Annotated in this window: 23 protein-coding genes and 1 pseudogene; 16 read left to right on the forward strand and 8 right to left on the reverse strand. The window is 71.3% G+C overall.

From position 1 onward, the window contains the following. Positions 1 to 194 precede the first annotated feature (194 nt). Both AB0I54_RS15930 and AB0I54_RS15935 read left to right on the forward strand, forming a co-directional pair. The gene (locus AB0I54_RS15930; protein WP_363296578.1) at positions 195 to 1,829 is read left to right on the forward strand and encodes an MFS transporter; all 1,635 of its coding nucleotides are present in this window, start codon (positions 195 to 197) and stop codon (positions 1,827 to 1,829) included. A 142-nt stretch (positions 1,830 to 1,971) separates the two neighbouring features. After that, positions 1,972 to 3,162, forward strand: a complete 1,191-nt coding sequence (locus AB0I54_RS15935) for an acyl-CoA dehydrogenase family protein (RefSeq protein WP_363296579.1) — start codon at positions 1,972 to 1,974, stop codon at positions 3,160 to 3,162. 43 nt (positions 3,163 to 3,205) lie between these two features. Here the strand turns inward: AB0I54_RS15935 and sepF are convergent, their stop codons facing one another. After that, positions 3,206 to 3,646 (reverse strand): cell division protein SepF, encoded by a 441-nt coding sequence (sepF, locus tag AB0I54_RS15940; RefSeq protein ID WP_363296580.1) that lies wholly within the window; start codon positions 3,644 to 3,646, stop codon positions 3,206 to 3,208. 311 nt (positions 3,647 to 3,957) lie between these two features. On the opposite strand from sepF, the gene AB0I54_RS15945 reads away from it, so the two are divergent. From AB0I54_RS15945 to AB0I54_RS15975, 7 genes are all read left to right on the forward strand, one after another. Further along, entirely contained in the window at positions 3,958 to 5,163 is a 1,206-nt protein-coding gene (locus AB0I54_RS15945) for a DUF5685 family protein (protein ID WP_363296581.1), read from the forward strand. A 408-nt stretch (positions 5,164 to 5,571) separates the two neighbouring features. Next, positions 5,572 to 6,471: a S1 family peptidase gene (locus tag AB0I54_RS15950; RefSeq protein ID WP_363296582.1), complete on the forward strand. Its 900-nt coding sequence runs from the start codon at positions 5,572 to 5,574 to the stop codon at positions 6,469 to 6,471. A 131-nt stretch (positions 6,472 to 6,602) separates the two neighbouring features. Then, a complete protein-coding gene (locus AB0I54_RS15955; protein ID WP_363296583.1) occupies positions 6,603 to 7,403 on the forward strand; it encodes a slipin family protein in 801 nt (266 codons plus the stop codon). Between the two features lie 231 nt (positions 7,404 to 7,634). Further along, entirely contained in the window at positions 7,635 to 8,714 is a 1,080-nt protein-coding gene (locus AB0I54_RS15960; protein WP_363296584.1) for a S1 family peptidase, read from the forward strand. A 653-nt stretch (positions 8,715 to 9,367) separates the two neighbouring features. Next, positions 9,368 to 9,562 carry a hypothetical protein gene (locus AB0I54_RS15965; protein WP_363296585.1) on the forward strand — a complete coding sequence of 65 codons (195 nt, stop codon included), beginning with the start codon at positions 9,368 to 9,370 and terminating at the stop codon, positions 9,560 to 9,562. 188 nt (positions 9,563 to 9,750) lie between these two features. Beyond that, positions 9,751 to 13,203 (forward strand): DNA polymerase III subunit alpha, encoded by a 3,453-nt coding sequence (locus AB0I54_RS15970; RefSeq protein WP_363296586.1) that lies wholly within the window; start codon positions 9,751 to 9,753, stop codon positions 13,201 to 13,203. After that, the gene (locus AB0I54_RS15975) at positions 13,200 to 14,174 is read left to right on the forward strand and encodes a hypothetical protein (protein WP_363296587.1); all 975 of its coding nucleotides are present in this window, start codon (positions 13,200 to 13,202) and stop codon (positions 14,172 to 14,174) included. Before AB0I54_RS15970 ends, AB0I54_RS15975 begins: the two co-directional genes overlap by 4 nt. Before the next feature lie 16 nt (positions 14,175 to 14,190). Here the strand turns inward: AB0I54_RS15975 and AB0I54_RS15980 are convergent, their stop codons facing one another. Further along, positions 14,191 to 14,565 (reverse strand): cupin domain-containing protein, encoded by a 375-nt coding sequence (locus AB0I54_RS15980; RefSeq protein ID WP_363296588.1) that lies wholly within the window; start codon positions 14,563 to 14,565, stop codon positions 14,191 to 14,193. Between the two features lie 84 nt (positions 14,566 to 14,649). Here AB0I54_RS15980 and AB0I54_RS15985 point away from each other — a divergent pair, with 84 nt between their 5' ends. After that, the gene (locus AB0I54_RS15985) at positions 14,650 to 15,096 is read left to right on the forward strand and encodes a MarR family winged helix-turn-helix transcriptional regulator (protein WP_363296589.1); all 447 of its coding nucleotides are present in this window, start codon (positions 14,650 to 14,652) and stop codon (positions 15,094 to 15,096) included. Between the two features lie 173 nt (positions 15,097 to 15,269). Continuing rightward, positions 15,270 to 16,130, forward strand: coding sequence for an alpha/beta fold hydrolase (locus AB0I54_RS15990; protein ID WP_363296590.1), 861 nt, complete (start codon positions 15,270 to 15,272; stop codon positions 16,128 to 16,130). 53 nt (positions 16,131 to 16,183) lie between these two features. Here the strand turns inward: AB0I54_RS15990 and AB0I54_RS15995 are convergent, their stop codons facing one another. Further along, positions 16,184 to 17,188 carry a lytic polysaccharide monooxygenase gene (locus AB0I54_RS15995; protein WP_363296591.1) on the reverse strand — a complete coding sequence of 335 codons (1,005 nt, stop codon included), beginning with the start codon at positions 17,186 to 17,188 and terminating at the stop codon, positions 16,184 to 16,186. A gap of 180 nt (positions 17,189 to 17,368) precedes the next feature. Between AB0I54_RS15995 and AB0I54_RS16000 the strand changes: the two genes are divergently transcribed. After that, entirely contained in the window at positions 17,369 to 17,818 is a 450-nt protein-coding gene (locus tag AB0I54_RS16000) for a GNAT family N-acetyltransferase (RefSeq protein WP_363296592.1), read from the forward strand. Between the two features lie 13 nt (positions 17,819 to 17,831). Here AB0I54_RS16000 and AB0I54_RS16005 read toward each other — a convergent pair whose 3' ends face one another. After that, the gene (locus AB0I54_RS16005) at positions 17,832 to 17,969 is read right to left on the reverse strand and encodes a hypothetical protein (RefSeq protein WP_363296593.1); all 138 of its coding nucleotides are present in this window, start codon (positions 17,967 to 17,969) and stop codon (positions 17,832 to 17,834) included. Positions 17,970 to 18,107: 138 nt separating this feature from the next. Between AB0I54_RS16005 and AB0I54_RS16010 the strand changes: the two genes are divergently transcribed. Continuing rightward, complete coding sequence (locus AB0I54_RS16010) at positions 18,108 to 18,731, forward strand: class I SAM-dependent methyltransferase (protein ID WP_363296594.1); 624 nt, start codon at positions 18,108 to 18,110, stop codon at positions 18,729 to 18,731. Positions 18,732 to 18,767: 36 nt separating this feature from the next. On the opposite strand, the gene AB0I54_RS16015 is transcribed toward AB0I54_RS16010, so the two are convergent. Beyond that, positions 18,768 to 19,268: a DUF402 domain-containing protein gene (locus AB0I54_RS16015; RefSeq protein ID WP_363296595.1), complete on the reverse strand. Its 501-nt coding sequence runs from the start codon at positions 19,266 to 19,268 to the stop codon at positions 18,768 to 18,770. Beyond that, positions 19,249 to 20,178: a GNAT family N-acetyltransferase gene (locus AB0I54_RS16020; RefSeq protein WP_363296596.1), complete on the reverse strand. Its 930-nt coding sequence runs from the start codon at positions 20,176 to 20,178 to the stop codon at positions 19,249 to 19,251. The genes AB0I54_RS16015 and AB0I54_RS16020 overlap by 20 nt, the downstream gene beginning before the upstream one ends. Before the next feature lie 72 nt (positions 20,179 to 20,250). On the opposite strand from AB0I54_RS16020, the gene AB0I54_RS16025 reads away from it, so the two are divergent. After that, the gene (locus AB0I54_RS16025) at positions 20,251 to 20,622 is read left to right on the forward strand and encodes a GntR family transcriptional regulator (RefSeq protein ID WP_363296597.1); all 372 of its coding nucleotides are present in this window, start codon (positions 20,251 to 20,253) and stop codon (positions 20,620 to 20,622) included. 119 nt (positions 20,623 to 20,741) lie between these two features. Next, positions 20,742 to 20,882: pseudogene (locus tag AB0I54_RS16030) on the forward strand (GntR family transcriptional regulator); the annotation flags it as partial. Positions 20,883 to 20,945: 63 nt separating this feature from the next. Here the strand turns inward: AB0I54_RS16030 and AB0I54_RS16035 are convergent. Both AB0I54_RS16035 and AB0I54_RS16040 read right to left on the reverse strand, forming a co-directional pair. Beyond that, positions 20,946 to 21,716, reverse strand: coding sequence for a DUF72 domain-containing protein (locus tag AB0I54_RS16035; protein ID WP_363296598.1), 771 nt, complete (start codon positions 21,714 to 21,716; stop codon positions 20,946 to 20,948). 36 nt (positions 21,717 to 21,752) lie between these two features. Beyond that, positions 21,753 to 22,847: a DUF5925 domain-containing protein gene (locus AB0I54_RS16040; RefSeq protein ID WP_363296599.1), complete on the reverse strand. Its 1,095-nt coding sequence runs from the start codon at positions 22,845 to 22,847 to the stop codon at positions 21,753 to 21,755. Between the two features lie 110 nt (positions 22,848 to 22,957). On the opposite strand from AB0I54_RS16040, the gene AB0I54_RS16045 reads away from it, so the two are divergent. Next, positions 22,958 to 24,382, forward strand: a complete 1,425-nt coding sequence (locus AB0I54_RS16045; protein WP_363296600.1) for a xylan 1,4-beta-xylosidase — start codon at positions 22,958 to 22,960, stop codon at positions 24,380 to 24,382. The last annotated feature ends 159 nt before the right edge of the window (positions 24,383 to 24,541 follow it).

Raw genomic sequence — 24,541 nt, forward strand, 5'->3', positions numbered from 1 at the left:
TGGCGTACGCCACAAGGGTTCCGCGTGGAGTGTGAGAGGTCCGCCACGCTCAGCCGGAACGAACTCGCGTACGCTGACGTGTCACTCGCGTTGGTATGCGCGGGCCGGAGACACCGCTCCTCTCCGGCCGTACGACGGGTAGTCCCCACCCGCCGGTCCGCCGCACGCGAGGGGTTCATCTGGGAGGTACGTGCATGTCCGTGACGACCACGGCTGCCGTTCGGCTGCGCCGTCGGACGGCCGGGCTGGGCGCCAACCGCTGGGTCGTCCTCGTCGTCCTCTGCGCCAGCCTGCTCCTGGTCGCCCTCGACGCGACCGTGCTGCACGTGGCCGTGCCCGCGGTCACCGAGGACCTCAGGCCCGGCGCCATAGAACTGCTCTGGATCGTCGACGCCTATCCGCTGGTCTGCGCGTCGCTGCTGATCCTCTTCGGCACACTCGGCGACCGGGTGGGCCGCAGACGGATCCTCCTTCTCGGTTACGCCCTGTTCGGCGTCGCATCCGCCGTGGCGGCCGTCGCGCCGAGCGCCCAGGTACTGATCCTGGCCCGCGCGCTGCTCGGCGTCGGCGGCGCGATGATCATGCCCGCCACGCTGTCGATCCTGCGCCAGGTCTTTCCCGACCGGCGGGAGCGCGCGCTGGCGATCGGCATCTGGAGCGCGGTCGCGGCGGTCGGCGCGGCGGTCGGTCCACTGCTCGGCGGCTTCCTGCTCGAACACTTCTGGTGGGGCTCGGTGTTCCTGGTGAACATCCCCCTGATGCTGGTCAGCCTGCCGGTGGGCCGACTGCTGCTGCCCGAGTCGACGGGCGAGCGCAACGGGCCCTGGGACGTGGTCGGCGCGCTGATGGCGGCGGCCGGGCTGTTCGGTCTGGTGCTGGGCGTGAAGCGGCTCGGCGGCGGGGAGCCGGTGGCGAGCGTGTTCACGCTGGTGCCGCTGGTTCTCGGCGCGCTGCTGATGACGCTGTTCGTCCGCCGTCAGCGACGGCGCCCGCATCCACTGGTGGATCTGCGGATGTTCGCGCGGCCCGCGTTCAGCACGTCGGTGGGGTGCATCGTGCTGGCGATGCTCGCACTGGTGGGTCTGGAACTGATCGCGGCGCAGTATCTGCAGTTGGTGCTCGGGCTGTCGCCGCTGGAGACGGGACTGCGGCTGCTGCCGCTGACGATCGCGGCGATGGCGGCGGGGCTCGCGGGCGCGCGCATGCTGCGCCGGTTCGGTCCGCGGCGGATGGTGTGCTTCGGGTTCCTCCTCACCGCCGCGGGGGTGCTGACGCTGACGGCGATGGGCGGCGAGGACAACACGTGGCTGCTGCTGGCCGGTTTCGTCGTGCTCGGCTTCGGGCTGGAGACGACGCTCTTCGGGGCGTACGAGTCGATGCTGAGCGAGGCGCCCGCGGAGCAGGCAGGTGGGGCGGCGGCGATCGGGGAGACCTCGTACCAGCTGGGGGCGGGGATCGGGATCGCGCTTCTCGGGAGCGTGATGAACGCGGCGTACGCGCCCGGGCTCGCGTCGGTGCCGGGTGTGCCGGCGTCGGCGTCCGCGGCGGCGGGGCACTCGCTGGGGGAGGCGTACGGCGTCGCCGCGCGGCTCGGGGGGTCGGTCGGGGTGGCTCTGCGCCGGGCGGCGCGGGACTCCTTTGTGCATGGTCTGCATGTCACGTTGCTGGTGAGCGCGGGGCTGTTGCTGCTCGGGGCGGTGATGGCGGTGCGGTTGCCGCGGGTCATGCAGTGCGAGGAGGAGACGGCGGCGGACGCGGAGCCGGAGACGGAGGCCGCGGTGGAGGTGCCGGCGCCCAGGGAGCCGGCGAGGACGCGCGTCTCGGCGTAGTCGCTGGGGGTCGTTCGCCGTTGGCGGCTGGTCGGCCACGGGTGGGAGAGTGTGCACTGGACGTTCGGTTGGTTGCGTCGTAACGTCTGGGATGAGTCGTAACTAGCGGTGCTAGTTTTTATCTCGTGCCGGAGGGTGTTCCATGTCCGCGTCCTCGAAGTTGCCCCCGTTCGACCCCGCCGACCCCCTCGGGATCGACGACCTGCTGGACCCGGAGGACCTCGCCGTCCGGGACACCGTGCGGAGCTGGGCCGCGGACCGCGTCCTGCCGTACATCGCCGACTGGTACGAGAAGGGCGAGCTGCCCGGCATCAGGGAGCTGGCCCGGGAGCTCGGTGGGATCGGGGCGCTCGGGATGTCCCTCGACGGATACGGTTGCGCCGGTGCCTCCGCCGTGCAGTACGGACTCGCCTGTCTGGAGCTGGAGGCCGCCGACTCGGGCATCCGGTCCCTCGTCTCCGTACAGGGATCCCTCGCCATGTACGCCATCCACCGGTTCGGGAGCGAAGAGCAGAAGCAGCAGTGGCTGCCCCGCATGGCAGCCGGCGAGGTCATCGGCTGCTTCGGGCTCACCGAGCCCGACCACGGCTCCGACCCCGCCTCCATGCGCACCCACGCCAAGCGCGACGGCGGCGACTGGGTGCTCAACGGGCGGAAGATGTGGATCACCAACGGGTCGGTGGCGGGAGTCGCCGTCGTCTGGGCGCAGACCGACGACGGCATCCGCGGCTTCGTCGTGCCCACCGACGCCCCCGGATTCTCCGCGCCCGAGATCAAGCACAAGTGGTCCCTGCGCGCCAGCGTCACCAGCGAACTCGTCCTCGACGACGTACGGCTGCCCGCCGACGCCGTGCTCCCGGAGGTCGTGGGGCTGCGCGGTCCGCTCAGCTGTCTCTCGCACGCCCGGTACGGCATCGTCTGGGGAGCCATGGGCGCGGCCCGCAGCTCTTTCGAGGCGGCTGTCGAATACGCGAAGACGCGGGAGCAGTTCGGGCGGCCCATCGGAGGCTTCCAGCTCACCCAGGCCAAACTCGCCGACATGGCGGTCGAACTGCACAAGGGGATCCTGCTCGCCCATCATCTGGGGCGGCGCATGGACGCCGACCGCCTGCGTCCCGAGCAGGTCAGCTTCGGCAAGCTCAACAACGTACGGGAGGCCATCGAGATCTGCCGTACGGCGCGGACGATCCTCGGTGCCAACGGGATCTCGCTCGAATACCCCGTCATGCGGCACGCGACCAACCTCGAATCGGTGCTCACCTACGAGGGCACCGTCGAGATGCACCAGCTCGTGCTGGGCAAGGCGCTCACCGGGCTCGACGCCTTCCGCTGACCCGGCCCCCTCGGCCGAGGCAGGGCCGGCGAGCGGCCCTGCCTCAGCTCTGGTTGAAGAAGCCGTCCGAGCGGTGGGCCGACGCCTCGCCGCTGACGATCTCCGTGTTCGCCGGCGTCAGCAGGAAGACACGGGTGGCGACCCGCTCGATCGTGCCGCGCAGGCCGAAGGTCAGTCCGGCCGCGAAGTCGACCACGCGCTTGGCGTCGGCCGGCTCCATCGCCGTGAGGTTCATGATGACCGGGACCCCCTCCCGGAACAGCTCGCCGATGGCACGTGCGTCCCGGAAGCTGTCCGGGGTGACCGTGCCGATGCGGCGGCCTCTCTCCTCGGCGACGTCCGTGGCCACCTTGACCCGCGGGTCGGTGACCCAGGCATCCCCGGGCTGCTCGGTCCCTTCGGAGTAGTCGTCGTCGTAGTAACGCTCGTCGTCGTTGTCGTCGACGAGGCCAAGCCAGGCACTCGCTTTGCGTACCGATCCCATGGACGCCTCCTCTCACAGCGGTCCTTCTTGCTTTTCGCATCCCTATGGTCGTCCATGATGCGGATGGCGCGCCAAGTGGATAGACGCCGCGCGGGGGGTTTGTGACGGTACTGGTGCACAGCCCATCCGTCGAGAGCCCAAGCCCCCCAAGGGTCGTTCTCTATACGGCTGCTGACTGAGAGTGAAATATTATTGTCGGTGGCGTCCGGGTGATGAATGGCGCGTCTGGGTGAGTCGCGGGGCTGCTGCGAGATGACAGTCGGTCGATACGATGCCGCAGCTCAACGTCGTACAGCCCACGGGGGATCGTTGTGTTCGGAATCGTCAGGCCCTGCGGCCACCGGCTCGGGGAGAGCCTCAAGACCCAGTGGATGGCGCACTTGTGCGGGTTGTGCCTCGCGCTGCGTCGTGACCACGGACAGTTCGCACGTGTCGTGACGAACTATGACGGGCTTCTCATATCGGTTTTGACGGAGGCTCAGGCCGTGAACGCCAGGAAGGCGGGCACGGCCGGGGCGGCGGGGACGGCCGGAGGGTGGCGGCGTACGGCCGGACCTTGCCCGTTGCGCGGTATGCGGACCGCCTCCGTGGCTCAGGGCGAGGGCGCGCGGCTCGCGGCGGCCGTCTCGCTGGTGCTCGCCTCGGCCAAGGTGCGCGACCATGTCGCCGACCGGGACGGACTGCTGGCCCGCAAGCCGGTGGCACTCGCCGCGCGCCGGGTGGCCGACAGCTGGGGGCGGGCCGGCGCGCGCGGCGGGTCCGCCGTCGGCTTCGACACGGCCCTGCTCGTCGACGCCGTCGACCGGCAGGTCGGCATCGAGGCCCTCGCGGGACCGGGAACGCCGGTCCTGACGGTGACCGAGCCGACCGAGACCGCGACCGCCGCCGCCTTCGCCCACACCGCGGTGCTGGCCGGGCGGCCGGGCAACGCCGCGCCGCTCGCCGAGGCCGGGCGCCTCTTCGGGCGGCTGGCGCACCTCCTGGACGCCGTGGAGGACCGGGAGGCCGACGCCGCGTCCGGCGCCTGGAACCCGCTCACCGCGACCGGTACCTCCCTCACCGAGGCCCGCCGGCTTGCCGACGACGCGCTGCACGGCATCCGGCTCGCCCTGCGCGAGGTGGAGTTCGTCGACGGCAAGCTGGCACATCTGCTGCTCGTGCACGAACTGGGGCGCTCGGTGGACCGGGCGTTCGGGACCACGTCGTGCGGGCACGCGCCCGAGGCCTCCTTCGGGCCGCCGCAGGGCCCCTACGCGCCCCAGGCGCCGGGCAACCCCTACGGCAACCCCTTCGGCGGTGAGCCGCCGCGCCCGGACAAGCGGGGCTTCTGGGCCGGGTGCGCGGCGGCCCTCGGGCTGTGCTGCACCTGCAAGGTGTGCTGCGCCGACGAGTACGAGGGTGCCTGGTCGCGCAGGAAGCGCGAGGGCTGGTGCGGCAATTGCGACTGCTCATGCTGCGAGGCATGCGAGTGCTGTGAATGCTGCGAGTGCTGCTCGTGCTGCGACTGCGGGCTGTGACGGGAGCGCGCGCCGCCGTCTCCGGGTGCGGCCCCGACCCGTGATGGCCCGTGCCGGACCGCGGCGGACGCCGTGACTGGGGGAGTGTCAGGACGGTATGTCCATCCGGATGGTTGACTTCCGGACATCCCCGGCCGCTGGTCGCTCGACGCTGACAAGGCCGTGCGCCGGTATGGTGACGGTCAGTCATCTCCCCCAGACCACCCCGGGATCGCACAAAGTTCGCACAGATCGCACACGGTCGCACGGCCGAAAGGAGCCCTTGCGCCGACCGGTCGTTCGACCGAATACTCCCCCTCAGCGCTTGTCAGGGCACTGTGTGTTCGAAACCCGGGCGCTCTCCCTGGCTGCGCCTCACGGGCCCCGACCCCACGCGGGCCCCCGACTTCCCCTGGGAGGGAACGAAAAGTGAGGATCAAGCGCACCACTCCCCACAGCGGTATCGCGAGACGGACCCGGCTCATCGCACTGGTCTCCGGATTCGTGGCCGCGGCCGCGTTCGCCGCCCCCACGGCGAACGCGAGCGACGCCCACACGTTCAGCGCCACCCAGCTCACCAAGGCGAGCGACTCCGTCCTGAAGGCCGACGTGGCCGGCACGGCCTGGGCGGTGGACAGCAAGACCAACCGGGTCGTCGTCACCGTCGACAGCACCGTCTCCAAGGCCGAGATCGCCAAGATCAAGCGGCAGGCCGGGGCCGACTCCGGGGCTCTCACCATCAAGCACACCTCCGGCAAGTTCAACAAGCTCATCACCGGCGGCGACGCCATCTACGGCGGCTCCTACCGCTGCTCGCTCGGCTTCAACGTGCACCGGGGCAGCACGTACTACTTCCTGACCGCCGGTCACTGCGGTGAGGTCGCCTCCACCTGGTACAGCAACTCGTCCCACACCACGGTGCTGGGCACGAACAGCGGTTACAGCTTCCCGGGCAACGACTTCGCCCTGGTGCGCTACACCAACTCCTCGATCGCGCACCCGAGCGCGGTCGGCAGCCAGACCATCAGCAGCGCGGCCACCCCGTCCGTGGGTACGACCGTCTACCGGCGCGGCTCCACCACCGGCACCCACAGCGGCCGGGTCACCGCGCTGAACGCCACGGTCAACTACGGCAGCGGTGACATCGTCTACGGCCTGATCCAGACCACGGTGTGCGCCGAGGGCGGCGACAGCGGCGGTCCGCTCTACGCGGGCAGCGTGGCCTACGGTCTGACCTCCGGCGGCAGCGGCAACTGCAGCTCCGGCGGCACGACCTTCTTCCAGCCGGTCACCGAGGCACTGAGCTACTACGGCGTGACCCTTCCCTGACGGGTCGGTTCCGTTGGCCCCCGCACGCAACCGGCGTGCGGGGGCTCCCTCTTGTCCGGGTCGCGGAGTTACCTTCGAAGGACAGGAAGTGCTCTGCTGAACACTCCCACTTCGGACCCCTGGGGGCCGGCATGGTCGAGGAGCTGGTGGCGGCGGGAGCGACCCTTGTGGCCGCCGGAGCGGTGTATGCGATGGCCGCGGCCCGGGTCGTCAAACAGTACGAGCGCGGCGTGGTGTTCCGGCTCGGCAGGCTCCGCCCGGAGGTCCGTGGGCCGGGGTTCACCCTCATCGTCCCCGTCGTGGACCGGCTCCAGAAGGTCAACATGCAGGTCGTGACGATGCCGGTGCCCGCGCAGGAGGGCATCACCCGGGACAATGTGACGGTGCGGGTGGACGCGGTGGTCTACTTCAAGGTGACCGGGCCGGCCGAGGCGGTCGTCCGGGTCGAGGACTACCGGTTCGCGGTCTCGCAGATGGCGCAGACCTCCCTGCGCTCGATCATCGGCAAGAGCGAGCTGGACGATCTGCTGTCCAACCGGGAAAAGCTCAACCAGGGGCTTGAATTGATGATCGACAGTCCTGCCGTGGAGTGGGGCGTCACCATCGACCGAGTCGAGATCAAGGACGTGTCGCTGCCCGAGACCATGAAGCGGTCCATGGCCCGGCAGGCCGAGGCCGACCGTGAGCGGCGGGCGCGGGTCATCAATGCCGACGCCGAGTTGCAGGCGTCGAAGAAGCTGGCGGAGGCGGCCCAGCAGATGCAGGACACGCCCGCCGCACTGCAACTGCGGCTGCTGCAGACGGTGGTGGCGGTGGCGGCGGAGAAGAACTCCACCCTGGTGCTGCCGTTCCCGGTGGAGCTGCTGCGGTTCCTGGAGAAGGCGCAGCAGCTGCCTCCGGCATCCGGAGGATCGAATTCCAGCCAGGGCTGATGTCACTGACCGCTCATCAGTTACTCGCACGTAGTGTTTGCAGTGCGAATTTTCCCGTGGTGGCCATGGGCGGTCGAAGGTGAAGGGGCGCGAGGTACCCGTCTACGCGCGTCCTGAACTCGACCTTGTGCGCTCCCTGTGCAGTTCGGAAGAGTAGGCGCCCGTCAACCAGCCTTCCGGCCCGCAAGGTCCCCACAACCGCCCGGGCCGTCCCCCACAGGAGGACATGAGTTGAAGCACCGACGCATACCCAGGCGCCGGATCGCCATGGCGGGTGCGGGAGTCGCCGCACTGGTCGCCGCGGGCGTCACCTTCCAGAGTGCGAACGCCAGTGAGCCGGCCAAGGCCGCCACGCCGGAGACCCTGTCGGCCCCGGCGGCCGGAAAGCTCGCCTCCACGCTCGTCGACGACCTCGGCTCGGACGCGGCGGGCACGTACTACGACACGAAGACGAAGAACCTGGTCGTCAACGTGCTCGACGAGGCCGCCGCGAAGACCGTCGAGGAGGCCGGGGCCAAGGCCAGAGTCGTCGCCAACTCCCTCGCCGAACTCGACGGCGCCCGTACGACGCTGAAGCAGGACGCCACCATCCCCGGCACCTCGTGGGCGACCGACCCGGTCACCAACAAGGTCGTCGTCAGGGCGGACAGGACCGTCTCGAAGACCGAGTGGACCAAGCTCGCCAAGGTGGTCGACGGGCTCGGCGGCATGGCCGAACTCCAGCGGTCGAAGGGAGAGTTCAAGCCCTTCATCGCGGGCGGCGACGCGATCACCGGCTCGGGCGGGCGCTGCTCGCTCGGCTTCAACGTGGTCAAGGACGGGCAGCCGTACTTCCTGACCGCCGGGCACTGCACCGCGTCCATCTCCACCTGGTCGGACTCGTCCGGCAAGGAGATCGGGAAGAACGAGAAGTCCAGCTTCCCGGGAGATGACTTCGGTCTGGTCAAGTACACCTCGAACACCGAGCACCCGAGCGAGGTCGACCTCTACAACGGCTCCACCCAGAAGATCACGGGCGCGGCCGAGGCCACGGTCGGCATGCAGGTCACGCGCAGCGGCTCGACGACCCAGGTGCACGAGGGCAAGGTCACCGGTCTGAACGCGACCGTGAACTACTCGGAGGGCACGGTCAGCGGTCTCATCCAGACCGACGTCTGCGCCGAGCCCGGCGACAGCGGCGGCTCGCTCTTCTCGGGCAGCAACGCGATCGGCCTGACCTCCGGCGGCAGCGGCGACTGCACCTCCGGCGGGGAGACCTTCTTCCAGCCGGTCACGGAGGCACTGTCCGCGACGGGCACCCAGATCGGCTGACCCACAACGCGAACTCCCAGGAGGTCCCGCCCCACGCAGGGGCGGGACCTTCGTGTGCGGTCCCCTGGGGCCCCGGGGGAGGTCGGTTGGCAGCGCCCACCGTGCTGCCGCATCCGTACGGGGCGGCGCCGAGGGTCGGCCCGAAGAGGCACAGGCGGCCGGCACCGGCCCACGACCGGGGTGAAAGACCGACGGTCCGCCGAAGCCCTGGGGGAGGCAGGGGGCGGTCACCTCCCGGCCCGGGATCCGCCCTGGGGCATCGTCTCGGCAGCCGCCGTGCGTGGGTCGAGCCGCGGACCGCGAGGTGGGCAGCTGTGGCGGCCAGGTGTAAGGGCGGACCGGGCGCGGCGATGGCGATGGCGATGAGGCGGGCCTTGGCTGAGTCGCACAGGGCGCGGGCGTGACCGTGGCACCGCCGACCGTGGTGCCGCCGCCTGTGGCGTCGCCGGGCAATGTGGCCATGGGCCGGTCCGCGGGGAATCCGCGATGTTTTGGGGGCCGGCACAGGTCACCATGATGGCCCGGCGGCCTGGGATCCGCCCTGGGCCGGCGCTTCGGCAGCCGCCGTGCGTGGGTCGAGCCGCGAACCGTGAGGCGAGTAGCTGTGGCGGCCAGGTGTAAAGGTGGACCGGGCGCGGCGATGGCGATGGCCGATGACGTCCGTGGCGCCGCCGGCCCGTGCGTCGCGCAGCGCCCTCGCCGGCGGGGCGGCGATCGTGGCTGGGCCGACCTCGTCGTACGCCGATCGCGGCTGGGGCGACCTCCGGCGTCCGGTCACCCACGCCCCCGCTGCCATCGAACGCACCCCGCCCGACCCCGTCCCCGACATCGGCCGTACGGCGCCCTGACCGCGCCGTGCCCAGCTCACCGCCCCCGTTCCTGTCGTCCCCGCGCCCCCAGTCGGTCGGCGTTTGCGCAGGTGGGGCGTGTCGGAGTGGATGTCGCACAGGTGTTCGGAATTGGGGGTATGGTGGGTGGGAGAGTAGGGAACTGATGTTCGAGAGCCGGTAGGGGCTCACGAGTGCGGGAGGTGCGTGTGCCGGGCTTCACGCATCTGCACACCGTCTCCGGGTTCTCCCTGAGATACGGAGCCTCACACCCGGAGCGTCTCGCCGAGCGCGCCTCCGAGCGGGGCATGGACGCCCTCGCCCTCACCGACCGCGACACCCTCTCCGGCACGGTCCGCTTCGCCAAGGCCTGTGCGAAGGCCGGCCTCCGTCCGTTGTTCGGGGTGGAGCTGGCCGTGGAGGCGCCCGCGCGGGTGCGCGACGAGGACGCGTCCGTACGACGGGAAAGGCGCCGTACTCCCGTGCGCGGCGGTGCCTTCGTCGACGAGTCGACTCCCCGCGCGACCTTCCTCGCCCGGGACGGCGCCCGCGGCTGGGCCGACCTGTGCCGCCTGGTCACCGCCGCCCACGTCGCCGACGCCGAGGGCACCCCCCTCCTGCCCTGGTCCGCCAACCACGCCGACGGCCTGACCGTCCTGCTCGGCCCCGCCTCCGACGTCGGCCGTGCCCTCGCCGCCGGGCGCCCGGACCGCGCGGCCCGGCTGCTCGCCCTCTGGCGCGAGATCTACGGCGACGCCCTGCGTCTGGAGACCGTCTGGCACGGCCGCCAGGGCACCGGCCCCGGCTCCCTGCGCCTGGCCGCCCGTACCGTCGGCTTCGCCGCCGAACAGCGGATCCGGCCGGTGCTCAGCAACGCCGTCCGGTACGCCGACCCTGGCCAGGGCCCGGTCGCCGACGTCCTGGACGCCGCCCGCAGGCTCGTCCCGATCGACCCGGCCAAGGAGCTGGACTCCGGCGAGGCCTGGCTCAAGGACGCGGGCGCCATGCTCGGGGCGGCCGAACGGATCGTGGAGGCCGCGGGCTACCGGCGCGACACCGCCCACCGCCTGCTGGAACAGACGCGGGCGACGGCCGCCGAGTGCCTGGTCGACCCCGAGGACGACCTCGGCATCGGCACCGTCCACTTCCCCGAGCCGCACCTCGTCGGCGCCGGCCGCCGCACCGCCCAGCGGGCGCTGGCCTCACGGGCGGCGGCGGGGATGGTGCTGCGCGGCCACGCCGGAGACCGTGCCTACTGGGAGCGGATGCACCGGGAGCTGGACATCATCGCCCACCACGGCTTCGCCTCCTACTTCCTCACCGTCGCCCAGGTGGTGGACGACGTACGGGAGATGGGCATCCGGGTCGCCGCGCGCGGCTCCGGCGCGGGCTCCCTCGTCAACCACCTCCTCGGCATCGCACACGCCGATCCGGTCGAGCACGGGCTGCTGATGGAGCGCTTCCTGTCGAAGGAGCGGGTCGTGCTGCCCGACATCGACATCGACGTGGAGTCGGCGCGCCGGCTGGAGGTCTACCGGGCGATCATCGGCCGCTTCGGCACCGAGCGGGTCGCGACCGTCTCCATGCCGGAGACGTACCGGGTCCGCCATGCGATCCGTGACGTGGGCGCGGCCCTGTCCATGGACCCGGCTGAGATCGACCGCATCGCCAAGTCCTTCCCGCACATCCGCGCCCGCGACGCCCGCGCGGCACTGGAGGAGCTGCCCGAACTCAGGCAGCTGGCGGGGGAGGGGGAGCGGTACGGGCGGCTCTGGGAACTGGTCGAGTCCCTCGACGCCCTCCCGCGCGGCATCGCCATGCACCCGTGCGGGGTGCTGCTCTCCGACGCCTCCCTCCTCTCCCGTACGCCGGTCATGCCGACCAGCGGCGAGGGGTTCCCCATGTCGCAGTTCGACAAGGAAGACGTGGAGGACCTCGGACTGCTCAAGCTCGATGTGCTCGGGGTGCGGATGCAGTCGGCGATGGCGCACGCGGTCGCCGAGGTGGAGCGGGCGACCGGGGAGCGGATCGACCTGGACGCGGTGGCGCCGGGCGACCCGGCGACGTACGCGCTCATCCGGTCCACCGAGACGCTGGGCTGCTTCCAGATCGAGTCGCCCGGCCAGCGGGACCTGGTGGGGCGTCTGCAGCCGGCCACCTTCCACGACCTGGTCGTCGACATCTCCCTCTTCCGGCCCGGTCCGGTCGCCGCCGACATGGTGCGGCCGTTCATCGAGGCGCGGCACGGACGGGCGCCGGTCCGCTTCCCGCACCCGGACCTGGCGGAGCCGCTGCGGGACACCTACGGGGTCGTGGTCTTCCACGAGCAGATCATCGACATCGTCGACATCATGACCGGCTGCGGTCGCGGCGAGGCGGACCGGGTGCGGCGCGGGCTGTCCGACCCGGAGTCGCAGGGGCGGATCCGGTTCTGGTTCGCCCAGCACGCGGCGGCGCACGGATACGACGCGGAAACGATTCAGCGGACCTGGGAGATCATCGAGGCCTTCGGCTCGTACGGCTTCTGCAAGGCGCACGCGGTCGCCTTCGCCGTACCGACGTACCAGTCGGCCTGGCTGAAGGCGCATCACCCGGCCGCCTTCTACGCGGGACTGCTCACGCACGACCCCGGGATGTACCCGAAGCGGCTGCTGCTGGCGGACGCGCGCCGGCGCGGGGTGCCGATCCTGCCGTTGGACGTGAACCGGTCCGCGGTCGCCCATGGTATCGAACTGGTGTCTGAATCGGCTGAATCGCCCGCCGTGTGGGGCCTCCGGCTCGCCCTCTCCGATGTGTACGGCATCAGTGAGGCCGAGGCGACGCGGATCGCGGACGGACAGCCGTACGCCTCCCTGCTGGACTTCTGGGAGCGGGCGCGACCGAGCAGGCCACTGGCCGGGCGGCTCGCCCAGGTCGGCGCGCTGGACGCCTTCGGCGCCAACCGCCGTGATCTGCAACTGCACCTGACCGAACTGCACCGCGGCGCCCGGGGCGCCGGCGGCGGTCAGCTCCCGCTGGCGGGCGGACGCAGGACGGCCCCGGCCGGACTGCCCGACCTCACCTCGGCGGAGAGGCTTAGCGCCGAACTCGGTGTGCTGTCCATGGACGCCTCGCGCAATCTGATGGACGACCACCGGGAGTTCCTGAAGGAGCTGGGCGTGGTGTCGGCACGCCGGCTGCGCGAGACCGGACACGGCGAGACGGTGCTGGTCGCGGGCGCCAAGGCGGCCACCCAGACCCCGCCGATCCGGTCCGGCAAGCGGGTCATCTTCACCACGCTGGACGACGGCACCGGACTGGTCGACCTCGCCTTCTTCGACGACTCCCACGACGCCTGCGCGCACACCGTCTTCCACTCCTGGCTGCTGCTGGTGCGCGGGGTGGTGCAGCGGCGCGGCCCGCGCAGCGTCAGCGTGGTGGGCGCCGCCGCCTGGAACCTCGCCGAACTCGTCGAACTGCGCGCCGAGGGCGGGCTCGACGAGGTGGCGGCCCGCCTCGCGGAGCCGGTGCCGGACGCGGCGGGCGGCGATCCGACGCACGGCCGCCGCATCCAGCTGCCCACCGGATACGAGCTGCACCCATGGGCCGATCTCCGCCCCGCGGGTCAAGAGCCTTCACAGATACGGAAGTTGTGGCACCAGAGTCCGGGGAGTGCGGGATGACCATCCTCTGCGTACGTTTCCAGCTGCCTCCGCTGTACGAGGCGGCCCTGCCGGGGCTGCTCGGGTTGCTGGAGGAGTTCACCCCGGTCGTGGAGGCGCTGCCACCGGACGGGGCACTGGCCGATCTGCGCGGCGCCGAGCGCTACTTCGGCCGCAGCGCCGTCGAGCTGGCGGCGGTGATCCGCGTCCGTGCGCTCGCGCTGTACGGCGTCGACTGCATGATCGGCGCCGGGCCGGGCCCGATGATGGCCCGCATGGCGCTGCGCGACGCGCGGCCCGGGGTGACCTGCGCGGTCCCCGAGGGCCCCGACGCCGTGGCGGAGTTCCTCGCGGACCGCCCCGTGGCCGCGCTGCCCGGCGTCGGCACGGCCACCGCCCGCACCCTGTGCGAGTACGGCCTCGACACCCTGGGCCGGGTCGCCGCCGCGCCGCTGTCCACGCTCCAGCGCCTGGTCGGCGCGAAGGCGGGCCGTGAACTGCACGAGAAGGCGAACGGCATCGACCGCGGCCGGGTCGTGCCGAACGCCGTCTCGCGGTCCCTGGCCGCCGAACGCCCCTTCCCCCTCGACGAACTGGACCCCGACCGGCACCGCCGCGCCCTGCTCTCGGCCGCCGAGGAACTGGGCGCCAGGCTGCGCGCCCTGGAGAAGGTCTGCCGCACCCTGACCCTCACCGTGCGCTATGCCGACCGCACGTCGACGACCCGCAGCCGCACCCTTCGGGAACCGACCGCGCACTCCGCCGCGCTGACGAAGACCGCGTACGGCATGTACGAGGCGCTCGGCCTCCAGCGCGCCCGGGTCCGCGCGCTCGTCCTGCGCGCGGAGGGCCTCGCTCCCGGCGCGCAGGCCTCCCACCAGCTCACCTTCGATCCCGTGGACGAGAGGGTGCGCCGTATCGAGGAGGTCGCGGACCGCGCGCGAGCGAAGTTCGGACCGCGGGCGGTGATGCCGGGGACACTGGCGGCATGACTCCTTCGGCCGGGCGTCAGTTGGCCCACGGCGGCGTGATGCGGGTGCCGTCGGCCAGCTCCGCCTCCAGGCCGATGGAGGTGGTGACCCAGGAGATCGCGGTGTGATCGGTCGGGTTCTCGACGGCGAGGGTCGTACCCGGGTTGACGATCACCGTGTCGCCGGCGCGAATCCGCTCGCTGTGTCCGTCGAGGGTGATCAGAAGGTCGCCGACCAGCAGATGGAATATCTCCTCACGGGTGACGGTGTGGGCGGGGGCCTTGGTCCCCGCCGGGATCTCACCCCGCCAGGCGCACAGCTCCTTGCTGCCGGTGAGGGGAGTGGCGTACGAGACGAAGCGGGCGCCGTGGATCTCGTGGGTCACGGCTTCGGACGAGCGGACGACGGGCAAGACGACCTCCGGTTATTTGGTCAAGCTCCTTGACTACATGGTCAAGCTGCTTGACCGATCCGTCAAGGGTGTTTCAATGCCTCCGTGCAGAACTCCGAAGCCATGGGCCTGTCCGCCGCCCTGCTCGCCGTCGCCGGTGAGCTCACGCAACGCATTCACGACGGGGTCGTCGCCCGTGGCTTCGAGGGGCTGCGGCCCGCCCATGGCTTCGCCTTCGCGCGGCTCGCGCCGGACGGGGCCACGGTGACCGACCTCGCCGCGCATCTCGGGGTGACCAAGCAGGCGGCCAGTCAGCTCGTCGACGAGATCGTGCGCAAGGGGTACGCCGAGCGGCGCCCGCATCCCGCGGACGCGCGCGCCCGGCTGATCGTGCTCACCGAGCGTGGCTGGGCCTGCACCAGGGCAGCGGAGGAGGCGGCCGCCGAGGCCGTGGGGGCGTGGGTCGAACTCCTGGGCGAAGGTGAAGTGCGCGTGTTGCGGGACCGGTTGGTGCGTATCGCGCCCTACGGTCCTGTCAGGCCTGCTTGGTGACGGTCCATCGGCGATCCGGTGCGTCGCTGGTTATCACTGGAAGTTTTTACTGACGCGTAACTTCACACTTGCACTACTCGCCCGTAACTTGACGAGTGAACAGCATCCTTCGTGATCCGGATCACAGGGCGTAACGCCGTCGCAACTCCCTTGAGCCGCAAGGAGATCACCCGATGCTGCCCTGGAAGAGAGTCGCCAGACCCCTCGTCGCACTGCTCCTGGCCGCCACCGTCGCCGCCGTCCCCGCCGCCACCGCCCACGCCTCCACCGCCCCGACCAGCGGCTGGAACGACTACTCCTGCAAGCCGTCCGCGAGCCACCCCCGCCCCGTCGTGCTGGTCCACGGCACCCTGGGCAACTCCATCGACAACTGGCTGTCCCTCGCACCGTACCTGAAGGACCGCGGGTACTGCGTCTTCTCCCTCGACTACGGACAACTGTCCGGTGTCCCGCTCTTCTACGGCCTCGGCCCCATCGACAAGTCGGCACAGCAACTGTCCGACTACGTCGACAAGGTGCTCTCCGCCACCGGCGCCGCCAAGGCCGACCTCGTCGGCCACTCGCAGGGCGGCATGATGCCCCGCTACTACCTGAAGTTCCTCGGCGGAGCCGCCAAGGTGAACGCCCTGGTCGGCCTCGCCCCCGACAACCACGGGACGAACCTGAGCGGCCTGACCAACCTGCTGCCGTACTTCCCGGGCGCCGAAGACCTGATCAAGGCCACCACCCCCGGCCTCGCCGACCAGATCGCCGGCTCCGACTTCCTCACCAAGCTCAACGCGGGCGGCGACACCGTCCCCGGAGTGCACTACACGGTCATCGCCACCAAGTACGACGAGGTGGCCACGCCCTGGCGCAGCCAGTACCTGAGCGGCTCGGACGTCAACAACGTCCTGCTCCAGGACCTGTGCCCGCTCGACCTCTCCGAACACGTGGCGATCGGGCTCTTCGACCGCATCGCCTTCCATGAAGTGGCCAACGCGCTCGACCCGGCGCACGCCACCGCCACCACCTGCGCGTCGGTGTTCAGCTGACGTTCGCCGGGGCCTGTCCGGCCTGAGCCGCCGGTCAGGCCCCGGAACCTCGTTCAGCGGCCACCACGGCCACCGCTGATCGCACGCCGCCGGACCGAGGCGAACGCGGCGGCGGACCCGAGCGCCAGGGCGGCCGCACCCCCGATCGCCAGGTACGGCGTGCTGCCGTCGGCGCCGGTCTCGGCGAGTTCCTTGGAAGTACCGGCCGCCTCGGGCGCGTTGGCCGGGCCGGCCTCGGCGCGTGCCGTGGGCTCCGCCGAGGTACCGGCGTCGTCGTCCCCGTGACCGTGGTGCTCGACCGTCGACTTGTCGGTACCGGCCTCGATCTGCTCGTCCGAGGGCGCGGAGGCGGTCGGCGCCGGGGTGGTGCCGCCGGCCGAACCGCCACCGTTGCCCCCACCGCCCTTCCCGCCGTCCGCTTTGCCGCCGAAGGCCACGTCCGAGCAGGAGTAGAACGCCTCCGGGCTGTCCGACCGCTGCCAGACCGCGTACAGAAGCTGTCGGCCGGAGCGCTCGGGGAGGGTGCCCGAGAACGTGTAGAAGCCGCCCGAGGCCACCGGGTTCGTCGCCGTCGCCACCGGGTGCGCCAGATCCAGGTCGCCCCAGCCGAGCGGCTTCGACGGGTCGTAACCGGGCTTGGTGACATAGACCTTGAAGGTGCCCCTGTGCGGGGCGGTCACGCGGTACTTGAAGGTGTACGAACCATGGCGCACGCTCGTCGCCGGCCAGTCGGCGCGGGCCAGGTCGAGCCCCTTGAACTCGTCGTTGTTCGCGCTGCACAGCCTGCCGTCCGGGATCAGCTGCTGGTGACGCCCGTTCGCGTCACCGATCCGGATGCCGTTCCAGTCGTAGAGCGCCTGGGTGCCGCCGGCCGCGACCACCGCCCTGCACGCCGCGGACTTCGGGCTCTCGGGACCCTCCGCGTAGCACTGCGACACCCGGCTCACCGGGTCGCCCATCGAACCGTGCGCCGAGGCGGGCGCGGCGGCGAGGGCGGTCAGCGCGAGCGGGGCCAGACCGAGGGCGGCGACAGCGGCGGCCGTGCGGCGTGCGGGCATGGGGAACTCCTCGGACGGTCCTCGGCGCGGGGCGGATCCAGGGTGGGGGATCCCGTGGGGGGCGATCCGAAACTAGCCGCAAGGAACCGCGAAATCGCCTGCTGGAAGCGGGTGACGGAGATCCTTATGGTGCCGTTAAGGGAGTGCTCAGGTTGCACTGAGGTAGGTAGCGTGCGCGGCATGGAGAACGACGAGATCCGGCCGGCCACGGCCGCCGATGTGACCGCCGTGAAGTCGGTGACCGACGCGGCGTACCACCACTACATCGAGCGCATCGGGGTGGTTCCCGGGCCCATGCGGGCGGACCACGCGGCGGACGTGGCAGCGGGGCGGGTGTTCGTGACGGGCGAGCCCGTGATCGGCCTCGTCGTGATCGTGGCGCACGAGGACCATCTGTTCCTCGACAGCATCGCCGTCCACCCCGACGCGCACGGCAGGGGAGTGGGACGGCGGCTGCTGGAGTTCGTGGACGCACGCGCGCGTGCGCTCGGCCTGCCCGAGGTCAAGCTCTGTACGAACGTGATGATGTGGGAGAACCAGAAGATCTATCCGAGGTTCGGATACGAGGTGGTGGAGCGTCGCGTCGACGGTCCGTACGACCGCTTCCACTACCGCAAGCGACTGGAGTGACGCGCCTCGGGCGTCAACCGTCGGGCCACCAGGTGCGTGCGATGTCCTTGCGCACCTCGGGGCGTCCCGCGGGGCGCTCGTCGACCTCGTCGCGGTGCCGGCGGCTGTTGTCGGTCCTCTTCAGGGGCTTCTGCACGGTGGTGCGGCGCATGGCTGCCTCCTTCAGTGCCTACCGAGTCCCGCGGTCTCACGGAGGTAGACGCTTTCGGTGAGAGTTCCTCATCGGTCCCGGTCTGTCAGTGGCCGCTGTCACGATTCGACTGTCAGTGGCGGGTGTCACTCTGGGGCCATGACGAACGAGAGTGACCGAAGGGCTGCGCTGGGTGCGGACGCGATCGACTGGGACGCCGAGGCGGCCGCCTTCGACGACGAGCCGGACCACGGCCTGCGCGACCCCGAGGTACGCGCGGCCTGGGCGGAAAGGCTCACCGCCTGGCTCCCCGGCCGCCCCGCCGACGTCCTCGACCTCGGCTGCGGCACGGGCAGTCTCTCGCTCCTCGCTGCCGAGCGGGGACACCGCGTGACCGGCGTCGACCTGTCCGCGCCCATGGTGCGGCGGGCCCGCGCCAAGCTCGCCGGGCGTGACGCGGTGTTCCTGGTCGGCGACGCGGCGGCACCTCCGGTGGGGGAGCAGCGCTACGACGTCGTGCTGGTACGGCACGTGCTGTGGACGCTGCCCGACCCCGCCCGCGTACTGCGCCACTGGCGGGGGCTGCTGCGGCCGGGAGGGCGGCTCGTGCTGGTCGAGGGCATGTGGGGGACGGTCACCCCGGTCGGCATACCCGCCGACCGGCTCGTCGGCCTCCTGGAACCGGTCGCCGGGCAGGTGCGCGTGGAGCGGCTGTCGGAGGACGCACGGCTGTGGGGAAGGCGGGTGGACGACGAGCGGTACGCGGTGGTGGTGACGACATGAGCCGCCGCCGCGCCGACGGCGGTCAGAAGCGCCGTGTCAGGCCGTCAGGGCCTCGAAGCCGCCCTCACGGGCCAGCGACTCCAGTTCGTCGAGGGCGGCCAGGGCGGCAGCGGCGGCCCGCGGGTCCGTCCGTGCCAGACCGCTCTCGGCGAACTCGTCCTCGTCCAGGCGTCGTACGTCCGTGCCGTCGGCGGAGCGCCACAGGTCCAGGTCGAGGTCCTCGACGACCAGGTCCGCGCCGGAGAGCGTCGCGGGCCGGGTGATGTCGCAGTACCAGCCCTTGAGCGTGCCGTCACCGGCGCGGACCTCCTTCACGGAGTACCAGCGGTCGCGCCAGTAGTGCTCGGTGAACACATCACCCGGCTCGAAGCGCACAAAGCCGAAGTCGCGCACGCCCTCGCCCGCCCAGGGGGCCCGCACGGACACGCGCACGCCGTCGTCGCGGAGCAGCTCTGCCGGGTAACGGATCTTCGTACGCCCGCCCTTGACGAGCACGACCTCTACGACTGTCGCCGGCTCAGCCGAGTTCGCGGACATGGTGCACCTCCGTCGCACAGACCTCGTACCCGAACCACTTGTTGATCGCGAGCATCGGACCGTTGCCGGTGTCGTTGCCCGTGAACGCCTCCGTGTACCCGGCGGTGCGGGCGCGGTGCAGGGAGTCGTTCTTGGCGAGCTTGGCCAGGCCCCGGCCGCGGAAGGCGCGGGCCGTGCCGGTCATGACGGTCCCGTACCGGGTGCCGCCGTCCGTGCGGGCCGCGCTGAACGCGACGGGGCGGCCGTCGACGACGGCGACCGACGTCAGCTCGGGGCTGAACAGCGGGTGGCGCCAGGTCTCCTGGAGCCAGGCCTCGTAGTCCGTGAACTCGTGGTCGATGTCGCTCGGTTCGTCGGCCAGCGTCTCCGCGTCCAGGGCGAACAGCGGGCGCGGGTCGTCCGCGAAGTCGGCGCCCGAGCGCAGCTCGACGCCCGGCGGGAGGTCCTGGCGCGGCGGCAGGGCGCCGTGTGCCAGGTCGAGGCGCAGGAAGTGCGCGGAACGGCTCGCGCGATAGCCGCGCCGCTCGGCGAAGGAGCGGTTGCCGGGCTCGTCCAGGACCCAGGCGAAGAGCTTCGTCGCCCCGTGCGCGGCCAGATGCTCCTCGGCCACCCGCACCAGGAGCGCCCCGGCGCCGCGGCGCGTCCGCTCCGGGTTCGTGTACACGTTCAGATAGCCCTGGCCGGGCCGGGGGCTGTCGTAGGCGATCCCGACCTGGGCCGTGCCGATGATCTCGCCGTCCTCCTCCGCGACGAGGGGGCGGAAGTGGGCCTCGGGGTGGGCGTGGGTGATGTCGTAGGCGATGGAGCCGGGAGTGACGAGGAAGAAGGGGAGGGCGAGGTGTCGGACGCGGGCGAAGCCCTCTGCATTGGCTCGGACTTCGGGACGCAGGTCCCGCACGATCACTGTCATGGGGCCGCACGGTATGCGGGAGCCGTGTCGGGATGCCTCTCATTTTCCGGTGGGTGCGGGACAATCGGCCCCGTGACCTTGAAGATCCACATCGACGACAGCGCGCCGCCGTACGAACAGGTGCGGGCGCGGATTTCCGAGCAGGCACGGTCGGGTGCGCTGCCGGTGGGATACCGGCTGCCGACCGTACGGGGGCTGGCCGAGTCGCTGGGGCTCGCGGTGAACACGGTGGCCAAGGCGTACCGGGCGCTGGAGTCCGACGGGGTGATCGAGACCCGGGGACGCAACGGCACGTTCGTGGCTGCCGCCGGCTCGGCCGCGGTGCGTGAGGCGGCGTCGGCTGCTCAGGCTTACGTCGAGCGTGTCCGGCGGCTCGGACTGGACGAGGAGGCGGCTCTGGCCGCGGTGCGGGATGCCCTGCGGGCGGCTTACGGGGAGGGGTGAGGCGAGTTCGGCACCGCCGGGGCCGCGTCCTTGTGCTGAGCGCCGTTGCGGCGGGGATCGACTGTCAGCGGTGTGCGCTGAGTTCCGGTGTGCGGGTTGCCGTCAGGTCCGCCCCTGACGCCGTCGGCTCGGCTGCGGTGCGTGAGGCGGCGTCGGCTGCTCAGGCTTATGTTGAGCGTGTCCGGCGGCTTGGACTGGACGAGGAGGCGGCTCTGGCCGCGGTGCGGGATGCCCTGCGGGCGGCTTACGGGGAGGGGTGAGGCGAGTTGGGCACCGCCGGGCTGCGTCCTTGTGCTGAGCGCCGTTGCGGCGGGGATCGACTGTCAGCGGTGTGCGCTGAGTTCCGGTGTGCGGGTCACCGTCAGGTCCGCGCCTGCTGCCAGTCTGCCGAAGGTCCGCGCGTCCTCCACCGCTGCCCCGCCGGGGTCGTTGTTGAAGTACGTGTAGACGTCGTGGTCGTCGGACCAGGTCGTCGCGATGCGGTCGACCCAGGTCTCCAGGGAGCGGCGGCCGTAGCGCGGCCACGGCCGGGCGCGGCCCTCGTGGAAGCGGACGTAGCCCCAGTCCGTGGTGCGCCACAGCGGGGTCACCGGGTGGGCCTGCACATCGGCCCAGCACAGCGCGGCACCCCGGGACTCCAGGACCTCGCGGATGCCGGCCGTCCACCATGAATCGTGCCGGGGCTCCACCGCGACCCGTGTGCCGGACGGGAAGCAGGCGAGGCAGGCGTCCAGCAGAGCGGGGTCGACGCGCAGGGTCGGCGGCAGCTGGAGGAGGACCGGGCCGAGGCGGGCGCCCAGGCCGGCCGCATGCGACATCAGACGCTCCACCGGTTCCGCCGGGTCCTTCAGCCGCTTGATGTGCGTGAGGTACCGGCTCGCCTTCACCGCCACCACGAAGTCGTCCGGCAGCCGGTCCCGCCAGGCCTCGAAGTTCTCCCGCGTCGGCAGCCGGTAGAACGCGTTGTTGATCTCCACCGTGGCGAAACGCCGCGCGTACTCCTCCAGCCACAGCCGCACCGGCACATCGGCGGGATACAGGACGCCCCGCCAGTCCTTGTACTGCCACCCGGACGTGCCGACGTACAGGGTCATACATCCATCAAAGCACCGGCCGGCAGCGGGGGCCTCCTACAGATACAGCCCCGCGTCCGCCCCGTCCCGCGCCCCCGGCACCGACGTCGGCGACGTGCCCCTGCGCAGCGCGTACAGCTCCGCCAGCGTCGCGCCCTCCCGGCCCACGCCGTCCTCCCGGCCCAGCCAGGCCACCGACTCCCGGCGGGTCAGCGGGCCCACCTCGATCCGGGCCAGGCAGCGGCCGGGACGGACCACGGCCGGGTGGAGACGCTCCAGGTCCTCGTTGGTGGTGACCCCGACCAGCACATTGCGGCCCTGGCCCAGCAGTCCGTCGGTCAGGTTCAGCAGCCGCGACAGCGCCTGTCCCGCCGTGTGCTTGGCCTCGCCGCGGATCAGTTCGTCGCAGTCCTCCAGCAGAAGCAGCCGCCAGCGCCCCTTGCCCGCCGCGTCCTCCTCGCCGATCGCGATGTCCATCAGATAGCCGACGTCGGAGAACAGCCGCTCGGGGTCCAGCACACAGTCCACCTGGCACCAGTCCCGCCAGGAGCGGGCCAGCGTGCGCAGGGCCGAGGTCTTGCCGGTGCCCGGTGGACCGTGCAGCAGCAGAAGGCGGCCCGCGATGTCCTCCGGGGTCGTCTTCATCAGGCGGTCCATGGCCTCCGCCACCGGCGCGGTGTAGTTGGGCCGGACCTCGTCCCAGGTGCCCGCGGAGATCTGGCGGGTCGTGCGGTGCGGGCCGCGCCTCGGCGACACGTACCAAAAGCCCATGGTCACGTTCTCCGGCTGCGGTTCGGGCTCGTCCGCCGCGCCGTCCGTGGCCTGGTCGACGACCTTCTTCGCCAGCTCGGCGCTGGTCGCGGTCACCGTGACGTCCGCGCCCCGGTTCCACCGGGAGACGAGGAGCGTCCAGCCGTCCCCCTCGGCCAGCGTCGCGCTGCGGTCGTCGTCGCGGGCCACACGCAGCACCCGGGCGTCCTGCGGCAGCAGGCTCGCGCCGGAGCGCACCCGGTCGATGTTGACCGCGTGCGAATAGGGTTGCTCGCCCGTCGCGAACCGGCCGAGGAACAGCGCGTCGACGACGTCGGACGGCGAGTCGGAGTCGTCGACGTTGAGCCGGATCGGCAGAGCGTCGTGTGGGTTCGCAGACATGCCGCCATGATCCGGCACCGACGCGCTCCGTGCACTGCATTTCCGCCGCTTGTACCCGGTGTTCCCAACACCTCCCCCGTACACGAAATTCGCCATTACTGTTGTCCTTGATGGGACGTCATGGGTGGAATTCGGGGAATCGGCGGTGGCGGCTCACCGCCCTGCTCGGCGTGGGAATGGCCGCTCTGGCCCTCGTGGTGACCCTGATCAACACGCTCCCCGGCAAGGGCGCGAGCACCGCGGGCACCACCCGCGACGGCGACAAGGTGCACGGCACACCGGCCACCCCGCCCCACGCGACCGACCCGTACGTCGGCTGGGGCTTCACCCACACCCAGTACAGCGCCGACGAGGGCAGCGACTCCGCCACCCGGCGCGTCGAGGAACTGCTGGCCAAGAACGGCGGGCTGCCGCAGAACCAGCACATCATGGGCTGGGGCGCGGACAACCCCGAGCCGGTGAAGGGGCGGTACGACTTCGGCGCGATGGACCGCCGTATCGACTTCATGCGCAAGTCCGGCGCCACCCCGGTGGTCACGCTGTGCTGCTCCCCGGACTGGATGAAGGGCGGCAAGGCGGGTGCCGGCAACACCGACTGGAGCCAGGCCGCCCTGGAGACGGCGCCGACCCCCGACCACTACCAGGACTTCGCCGACCTCGCCGCGACCGTCGCCAGGCGCTATCCGGACGTACGCCACTTCATCGTCTGGAACGAGTTCAAGGGCTTCTGGAACAACGGCAAGGGGCGCTGGGACTACGAGGGCTACACCACGATGTACAACCTCGTGTACAAGGCCCTGAAGAAGGTGAACAAGGACATCATGGTCGGCGGGCCGTACCTGGTCATGGACAGTGTCGACCCACGCCAGACCCAGGACGCCTCCACCACCCTCCGGGGTGCCTGGGGAGCCATGGACCAGCGGGTCCTCGACGCCTTCGACTACTGGAACACGCACAGGGCCGGCGCCGACTTCGTGGTCGTCGACGGCTCCAGCTACACCAACGACGACGACATGCTGCCCGACGAGTTCGCCGCCACCGACAAACTCACGGCGGTGAGCGAGTGGGTGCGCCGGCAGACCCATGACCTGCCCCTGTGGTGGGCCGAGTACTACGTCGAGCCCGCCGACGGCAACGACGACCGCAAGGGCTGGTCCGAGGCCCATCGCGTCGCCGTCCAGGCCACCGGCATGATCGCCATGGTCAGGGGCGGCGCCGACTCCGGCTTCTACTGGAACCCGGAGGAGAAGAAGGGCACCGACTGCGCCGGCTGCCTGTGGACGCCGACCGACGGCGCGGACGGGGGCAAGCAACTGCCCATGTACGACCTGGTGTCGAGGTTCGGCAAGGCGTTCGGGCCGGGCACCCGGTACGAGACGGTGCCCGTCGCCAAGGACGACGTGCCCAATGTCCGTGTGCTGGCCAGTGACAGGACCGTCCTCGTGGTCAACACGCTCGACCGGACCATCAGCGCGCAGGTCGACGGGAAGCGGTTCGACATGCGTGCGTACGAGGTGAAGTGGCTCGCCCGCTAGGCCCTGCCGTCAAATCCCCGTCTGCCCGCCGACGCCATGCACGCTCCCCCAAGCTCTTCGAGCAGGGGGGACCCCCACTCGCCGCACCGGGCCCCGACCCGAGTACATCCAGTACGAGGGCCGAGGCCCGGCACGCCGAGAGCACGCTCCCCCAAGCTC

The sequence above is a fragment of the Streptomyces sp. NPDC050625 genome (assembly GCF_040654755.1).
Lineage (GTDB): Bacteria > Actinomycetota > Actinomycetes > Streptomycetales > Streptomycetaceae > Streptomyces.